Genomic DNA, 7,298 nt, shown 5'->3' with positions numbered 1-7,298 from the left:
AAGCATAGTAAATGTATTGTTAACTAAATGGTGTTGTTTAGTAAGGAGGGGAAGAGTAGGGTAATCCGCTCATTGATGAGGAATGCAACTGAAATAATTCTCAAAAAAGTGTCCATTATCTCATTAACAGATAAGCATTTTGTCTAGAATAAAGCAACTTTGGTGTTCCATCATCAGGTCATTAAGTGGATAATCTGGCTGTTAACAGATTGTTTTTAATACGTAGTGATTACAGTACTTATATTTAAGGAGTATCAGGATGAAAGTTGCAGTTCTCGGTGCAGCCGGTGGTATTGGTCAGGCACTTGCCCTTCTACTCAAGACCCAGCTTCCTTCAGGTTCAGAACTTTCCTTGTATGACATTGCTCCGGTGACCCCAGGCGTGGCAGCCGATCTGAGCCATATCCCAACGGAAGTCAAAGTCACTGGTTTTGCTGGCGAAGATGCAACCCCTGCACTGGTTGGTGCAGATGTCGTATTGATTTCTGCGGGTGTGGCGCGTAAACCTGGTATGGATCGTTCAGATTTGTTCAACATCAATGCAGGCATCGTGCGTAATCTGGTTCAGCAGATTGCCAAAACTTGTCCAAAAGCATTAATTGGCATTATTACTAACCCAGTCAATACCACGGTGGCGATTGCCGCTGAGGTACTGAAAAAAGAAGGGGTGTATGATAAAAACCGCCTGTTTGGTGTTACCACTCTGGATGTCATTCGTTCCAACACCTTTGTAGCCGGATTGAAAGGCAAGAAGGCAGAAGAAATAGACGTTCCGGTGATTGGCGGACACTCCGGTGTCACTATCCTGCCTCTGTTGTCCCAAATTTCAGGTGTTAGCTTCACTGATGAAGAAGTGGAAGCATTAACCAAGCGTATCCAAAATGCAGGTACTGAGGTTGTTGAAGCGAAAGCGGGTGGCGGCTCTGCAACGCTGTCTATGGGGCAGGCAGCGGCACGTTTGGGCTTGTCTCTGATCCGTGGCTTGCAAGGCGAAAGCAATATTGTTGAGTGCAGCTATGTTGAAGGTGATGGCAAATACGCTCGTTTCTTTGCGCAGCCTGTTCGCTTAGGTAAAAATGGTATCGAAGAACATTTAGATATTGGCAAATTGAGTGATTTCGAACAAAAGGCATTGGATAACATGCTGGATGTTCTGAAAAAAGACATTGAATTGGGCGAGAAGTTTATTAACAACTAATTCATTTATTAATTATTTATTAATATACGAATTAAGTTAAATATATTAGATAACTGAAACCGCTAGTTAGAAATAACTAGCGGTTTTTCTTTCAATAATTATATTGATAGCTAATTATTCTTTTTCTCTCTAACTTTCCTTTCTAATAGTTCTCCTGTGTGGGGATCGAAATAACGACTTGGCCATATTTCAGACGGATGCAGTTCTAAGTAATTCGCTATTATCCATTCTCCCTTGGGCCATGGGCGAGAAAGTGTATTCGCCAAAGTTGATGAACTCAGCCCTGCTTTACGGGAAACGGCGGCTAACGTCGTTCCACGTTTACGTAAAGCAGCAATAATATCAGCAGGATGCCAATCCGATTTCATAGAAATCATTTTTTTAATCCTTTTCTATTAAATTTGAAGCCACATTAGTGGTATAACTAAAGCGTTAATGTGAAATTAATAACGAACACGAACCTGTTATTAAGAAAATAAAATAACATTATTTTTCCTAAAAATATTTCTAATTTTTTCTTAATAACTTCTTTTTTGAACTTGGTTACAAAAATAGAGAAACATTATGAAAAAAGAGTGGTATACGGCAATGGAGCTGACCGGTGTAGGTGAGTTACCTAGATCACCACAAGGAGTTAATGCCAGAGCAAAACGTGAAGAGTGGTTGAGGCAAAAACGTTCGGGTGTTCAAGGAAGGGCCATTGAATACCATTACTCTTGTTTTCCTAAAACAACTTTGACGGCTTTGGAACTGAATGAAACATCAGCGGAATATCAGGTTCAGAAACAAGATCCTCTATCCATTTGGGTAAGTGCATTTAATTTACTCACCGAGGAAGAAAAGGAGGTAATTACAGAAGTGATATTACGAGATGGCATAAGAAGTTTTTTAGAAAAAATCACAGCTACTTGAGACAGCTTTTGAAAAGCCAGATGTTTAAAATTTGGCTTTCTCTTCACTGCTCCAGTATCAAGCGAGGAGAAAGAGATGAAAAAAGAATGGTATTCTGCAAAAGAGCTCATCGGCCTCGCAGGGCTGCCATCGTCTCCCCAAGGAGTCAACCTGATGGCAAGGCGCGAGGGCTGGGAACAACGCCGTAAGCGTGGAGTACAGGGAAAGGCGCTCGAATATAATGTCAACAGTTTGCCCGAAGAAGTACTGAATCTACTGACTGTGAGTGAAAGCTCCGTTGAATACTATCGGAATAAGCGACAAGATCCCTTTATGATCTGGGTGGAGGCTTATTACCAGTTGAGCAAATCCGAAAGGGAACGCATGGTTAAGTTCATTTTGAGAAAAGGGCTAGCCAGCCTTGTCCAATATGTCGGTATTCAAGAGATTGATAATAAAGACAGTGCCCCAGATTGAATTATCTGGGGCACTGATTGATTTAATTCAGGAAAGTCGCTGTACGGCGATATGAGCCAATCCCTCAAGGGCCGCCTTGTATGGAGAATCTTCCAGTACTTGCAATGCTGAAATTGCCTTATCAGCTTCTTCTTCTGCCCGTTGGCGGGTGTATTTAAGTGAACCACACTGTTTCATTGTTGCCAGTACAGTATCCAACAAATGGCGGCCATTACCCTGTTCAATGGCACTGCGGATCAGGGCCGATTGTTCCGGCGTCCCGTGATTCATGGCGTGCAAAAGGGGTAATGTTGGTTTGCCTTCGTTCAGGTCATCCCCCGTATTCTTACCGAGTGTGCTGTTATCTGAGTCGTAATCCAACAGATCATCAATTAACTGAAATGCGGTTCCCAGATAACGGCCATAATCACGTAATGCTGCTTCTTGCTCAGGCGTGGCGCTAGCGAGAATAGCGGCTGAGTGGGCAGCGACCTCAAACAGGCGGGCGGTTTTGCTGTAAATGACCTGCATATAGTCATCTTCTGAAATATCAGGATCATTGCAGTTCATCAACTGCATGACTTCACCTTCAGCGATGACATTGGTGGCGTCAGACATCAATTTTAATACGCGCATGGAATCAAGATCAGTCATCATTTGAAATGAGCGCGTGTAGATAAAATCGCCGACAAGGACACTGGCCGCGTTGCCATAAGTGGCGTTGGCTGTCGCTTTTCCTCGGCGCATGTCAGATTCATCAACGACATCATCATGCAGCAAGGTTGCCGTATGAATAAACTCAATCAAAGCAGCAACTTTTATGTGTTTTTCGTCTTTGCAATGAAGGGCTTTACCTGCCAGTACGGCAATCATTGGGCGAATGCGCTTACCACCACCGCTGATAATGTAGTAACCCAGTTGGTTGATCAGCGCAACGTCAGAATTTAATTGGTTAAGAATGGTTTCATTAACCGCTGCCATATCATCAGCGGTAAGTTTAATTATCGATTCTAAATTCATGTTTTGGCTTTGGACTCTGATTCAGAGCTGTGCTCATTAATTAGCATATCAATAGATATCAAGATATAGCGATTGTACTTGAAAAACCGTTCAAATAAATGACAATTGAAAAACTCTGTTTTTTTCTCATCTGTTCTAATTCTGCTCTTGTCTTCTAGGCGGTTTTTGCGTAGAATTCGCGCCCTATTGTGAATATTTTATAGCGCGCTCTGGAAAGCATTTTTAGGGGATGCGCGGAAAGCGGAGTTTATATGTACGCAGTTTTCCAAAGTGGTGGTAAACAACACCGAGTAAGCGAAGGACAAACAATTCGCTTGGAAAAGCTGGACATCGCAACAGGTGAAACTGTTGAGTTTGACCAGGTACTGATGGTCGCTAATGGCGAAGACATCAAAATCGGCGCTCCAGTAGTTGAAGGCGTTAAAGTTAAAGCTGAAGTTGTTGCTCACGGTCGTGGCGAGAAAATTAAAATCGTTAAGTTTCGTCGTCGTAAACACAGCCGTAAACAGCAGGGCCACCGTCAGTGGTTCACCGATGTTAAAATCACTGGCATCGCTTAAGATTTTAGGAGAGCAGATTAATGGCACACAAAAAGGCTGGCGGCTCGACTCGTAACGGTCGCGATTCTGAAAGCAAACGTCTGGGTGTAAAACGTTTTGGTGGTGAGTCTGTTTTGGCAGGTAGCATCATCGTTCGTCAACGTGGTACTAAGTTCCACGCAGGCAGCAACGTAGGTTGTGGCCGTGACCACACCCTGTTCGCATTAGCTGACGGGAAAGTTAAGTTCGAAGTTAAAGGTCCAAAAAACCGTAAATTTATCAGCATCGAAGCTGAATAAGTTTTTTGACTCTTAATCGAATAGAAGCCCTGCAATGTGTGTTGCGGGGCTTTTTATATTCTGGATTACGCCATCTCTGGGTACTAGCTGCCATCCAGTTTTACAGTGGCTATCCTACGGAGAAAAGTGATGAAATTTGTAGATGAAGCCAGGATTCTGGTTGTCGCGGGAGATGGTGGCAATGGTTGCGTCAGCTTCCGTCGTGAGAAATATATTCCAAAAGGTGGGCCGGACGGCGGCGATGGTGGTGATGGTGGTGATGTCTTCCTGCTGGCAGATGAAAACCTCAATACACTGATTGATTACCGTTTTGAAAAATCCTTCCGCGCTGAACGTGGTCAAAATGGACAAAGCCGCGATTGTACCGGTAAACGTGGTCAGGACATTACCATTAAGGTTCCGGTCGGAACTCGTGTGTGTGATGTTGCCACGGGAGAAGTGATTGGGGATATGCTGCACCATGAACAGCGTTTTATGGTGGCAAAAGGGGGCTTCCACGGCCTTGGCAATACCCGTTTTAAATCTTCGGTGAATCGCGCCCCTCGTCAAAGAACGATGGGAACCCCCGGAGAAAGCCGTGAGCTGATGCTGGAACTGATGCTGCTGGCTGATGTGGGAATGCTGGGTATGCCAAATGCCGGTAAATCCACCTTTATCCGCGCGGTATCGGCAGCAAAACCTAAAGTGGCTGATTATCCCTTTACAACCTTGGTGCCAAGCCTTGGCGTTGTGCGCATGGATAATGAGCAAAGCTTTGTCGTCGCAGATATCCCTGGTTTGATTGAAGGTGCATCAGAAGGCACTGGATTGGGTATTCGTTTCTTGAAGCATTTGGAACGTTGCCGCGTATTGCTGCATTTGATTGATCTCTGCCCAATTGATGAATCTGAGCCGGTTGAAAACGCCCGTATCATCATCAAAGAGCTGCACAAGTACAGTGAAAAGCTGGCAGAAAAACCGCGCTGGTTGGTATTTAACAAAGTCGATCTCACGGAGCCGGAAGAAGCGAAACAGCGGGCAAAAGCCATTGCTGATGAGCTGGGTTGGGAAGGCAATTATTACATGATCTCAGCGGTGAACCGTCAGGGCGTGAAAGAGCTTTGTTGGGACATTATGGAATTCATGAAGACGCAGCCCCGTGGTATGGAAACGTCGGAAGAATCTCAGCCTGAAAAAGTTGAATTCATGTGGGATGACTACCATAAAGAACAGTTACAGCAAGCATCTGATGAAGATTGGGATGATGACTGGGACGAAGAAGATGACGAAGGCATAGAGTTTATCTATAAGCACTAATCTTCAATAGACATCCGAATATAACAAAAGGGCGCTGTACTGAGCGCCTTTTTCCTTTTTTGAGCAAGTTTTTCTTAATAACCGAACCCGTTTAGTGGCTTTGATATAACGACTGATATAAATTGTGTTCAAAGCGCGATAACGGAACACGGCGGGTTCGCTGATCTTGCGGTGGAACAGCGTAGGCAGAGACAAACTGGACAAATGCAATTTGTTGCCCACTGGCGGCAGTCATAAACCCTGCCAGATTATAAACGCCTTGTAATGATCCTGTTTTGGCAAAGACTTTACCATCAAGCCCCGCTTCATGCAGGCCGGGACGATAAGCCAACGTTCCATCATATCCCGCTTTGGGTAACATCGGGATGAAGTCCAGTTCATCATTATGCTGGGCAATAAATTGTAATATCTCCATCATGGTCGCGGGCGCGATCAAATTGTGGCGTGACAGGCCAGAACCATCCACCATGACGGTATTTCCTAAATCAATGCCAGCTTTTTGTCTCAGGATCTGGCGAACGGCATCGGAACCTGCCCGCCATGTCCCGGGAACGTTGAAATAACGATGGCCGAGAGTTCGAAAGAGGCTATCTGCAATCATGTTATCTGATTTTTTCAACATGATTTTGAGCATATGAGTTAATGGTACAGACTGATTTACGGCGAGGATCTTTTCTGGTTGTTGGGGAATCGATTGGAGTCGTATATGGCCTTTTAGCTCGATGCCCGCAGTATTCAGTTCATTTTTGAGGATCTTGCCAACATAACTCGCCCCATTTTGGATGGCAAATGCCAATGGGAGTGGTTCCTCGCGTTGTGTCAGGCAACCTGTCAGGGTATATCGATTCAAGTCACCTGATGTCACATCAAGTTCACAATACTTCGATTCTGGAGATCCCTTCGCCAAGGTTTTGACTTCACTAAATACGTCGACAGGATAAAAAGAGGGTACACGGACAACAGCCCGTTCACCAGGCTGTTCTGAGCTGTAAAGTGACACAGAAAAGCAGTTCTTATCCACGATGGCGGCTGATGGGGGGGCACTGAAACACTGGGTCATATCGTTCCATACCCAACCAGGGGCTTTATCGTGGCTGGCAAAAATCGAAACATCAATGACCAGATCGCCCGCAATCTGTTTGATACCTGATTGTTTTAACGCCTCGGCCATATTGCGCAGTTGTGAACGTGTCAGCATGGGATCGCCGACAAAGCGAGCTGTCAGATTACCTTCTAATACGCCATCTGAAATATTGGCATGACTTTCCAAGGTTGTTATAAAACGGTAATCCTTACCAAGCTGCAATAGCGCTGCCAATGCTGTCACGATTTTCTGCGTACTTGCAGGTAACGCCATTTGTTGCCCGTGATAATCAACTAAGGGATTTTTTGAGCCAACAACTTGGGCAATAAATGAAAAATGAGTTCCCGTAGGCAAATATTGGGCACTTTTCTCAATAGAAGAGATATTGGAAGCGGCATTTGCACTGAAAATACTCAGGATTAAACTGAGCACACAAGCTATTCTGCTGGTAATTTTTAAAAGAGCCATAGATCTCGCATATGAAGGTGGATGTATCCCAAGAATATTTGTATTAA

At 44.5% G+C, this 7,298-nt stretch carries 9 protein-coding genes; 6 read left to right on the top strand and 3 right to left on the bottom strand.

The window, feature by feature from the left end; translation table 11 throughout:
* Window positions 1-259 precede the first annotated feature (259 nt).
* Window positions 260-1,198 carry a malate dehydrogenase gene (mdh, locus tag PSI17_RS10530; protein WP_273551952.1) on the top strand — a complete coding sequence of 313 codons (939 nt, stop codon included), beginning with the start codon at window positions 260-262 and terminating at the stop codon, window positions 1,196-1,198.
* A 110-nt stretch (window positions 1,199-1,308) separates the two neighbouring features.
* Here the strand turns inward: mdh and PSI17_RS10525 are convergent, their stop codons facing one another.
* On the bottom strand, window positions 1,309-1,575 hold the full coding sequence (locus PSI17_RS10525) for a helix-turn-helix domain-containing protein (RefSeq protein ID WP_273551951.1): 267 nt from the start codon (window positions 1,573-1,575) through the stop codon (window positions 1,309-1,311).
* A gap of 187 nt (window positions 1,576-1,762) precedes the next feature.
* On the opposite strand from PSI17_RS10525, the gene PSI17_RS10520 reads away from it, so the two are divergent.
* Both PSI17_RS10520 and PSI17_RS10515 read left to right on the top strand, forming a co-directional pair.
* Window positions 1,763-2,110, top strand: coding sequence for a DNA-binding protein (locus PSI17_RS10520; protein ID WP_273551950.1), 348 nt, complete (start codon window positions 1,763-1,765; stop codon window positions 2,108-2,110).
* Between the two features lie 75 nt (window positions 2,111-2,185).
* A complete protein-coding gene (locus tag PSI17_RS10515) occupies window positions 2,186-2,566 on the top strand; it encodes a DNA-binding protein (RefSeq protein ID WP_273551949.1) in 381 nt (126 codons plus the stop codon).
* Between the two features lie 27 nt (window positions 2,567-2,593).
* Here the strand turns inward: PSI17_RS10515 and ispB are convergent, their stop codons facing one another.
* The gene (ispB, locus tag PSI17_RS10510) at window positions 2,594-3,565 is read right to left on the bottom strand and encodes an octaprenyl diphosphate synthase (protein WP_273551948.1); all 972 of its coding nucleotides are present in this window, start codon (window positions 3,563-3,565) and stop codon (window positions 2,594-2,596) included.
* A 251-nt stretch (window positions 3,566-3,816) separates the two neighbouring features.
* Between ispB and rplU the strand changes: the two genes are divergently transcribed.
* The 3 genes from rplU to cgtA all read left to right on the top strand — a co-directional run bounded on the left by rplU (window position 3,817) and on the right by cgtA (window position 5,699).
* Entirely contained in the window at window positions 3,817-4,125 is a 309-nt protein-coding gene (gene rplU / locus PSI17_RS10505; RefSeq protein WP_012986964.1) for a 50S ribosomal protein L21, read from the top strand.
* 20 nt (window positions 4,126-4,145) lie between these two features.
* Window positions 4,146-4,403 (top strand): 50S ribosomal protein L27, encoded by a 258-nt coding sequence (gene rpmA, locus PSI17_RS10500; protein ID WP_015836118.1) that lies wholly within the window; start codon window positions 4,146-4,148, stop codon window positions 4,401-4,403.
* Between the two features lie 129 nt (window positions 4,404-4,532).
* Window positions 4,533-5,699: an Obg family GTPase CgtA gene (cgtA, locus tag PSI17_RS10495; RefSeq protein WP_273551947.1), complete on the top strand. Its 1,167-nt coding sequence runs from the start codon at window positions 4,533-4,535 to the stop codon at window positions 5,697-5,699.
* A 91-nt stretch (window positions 5,700-5,790) separates the two neighbouring features.
* Here cgtA and dacB read toward each other — a convergent pair whose 3' ends face one another.
* Window positions 5,791-7,251: a serine-type D-Ala-D-Ala carboxypeptidase gene (gene dacB / locus PSI17_RS10490; RefSeq protein WP_273551946.1), complete on the bottom strand. Its 1,461-nt coding sequence runs from the start codon at window positions 7,249-7,251 to the stop codon at window positions 5,791-5,793.
* Between the last annotated feature and the right edge of the window lie 47 nt (window positions 7,252-7,298).

Origin of the sequence: Xenorhabdus sp. IM139775, from assembly GCF_028598745.1 — a bacterium.
Lineage (GTDB): Bacteria > Pseudomonadota > Gammaproteobacteria > Enterobacterales > Enterobacteriaceae > Xenorhabdus.
Note: the sequence above shows the minus strand (reverse complement) of the source record. Positions and strands in the feature narration are given on the sequence as shown.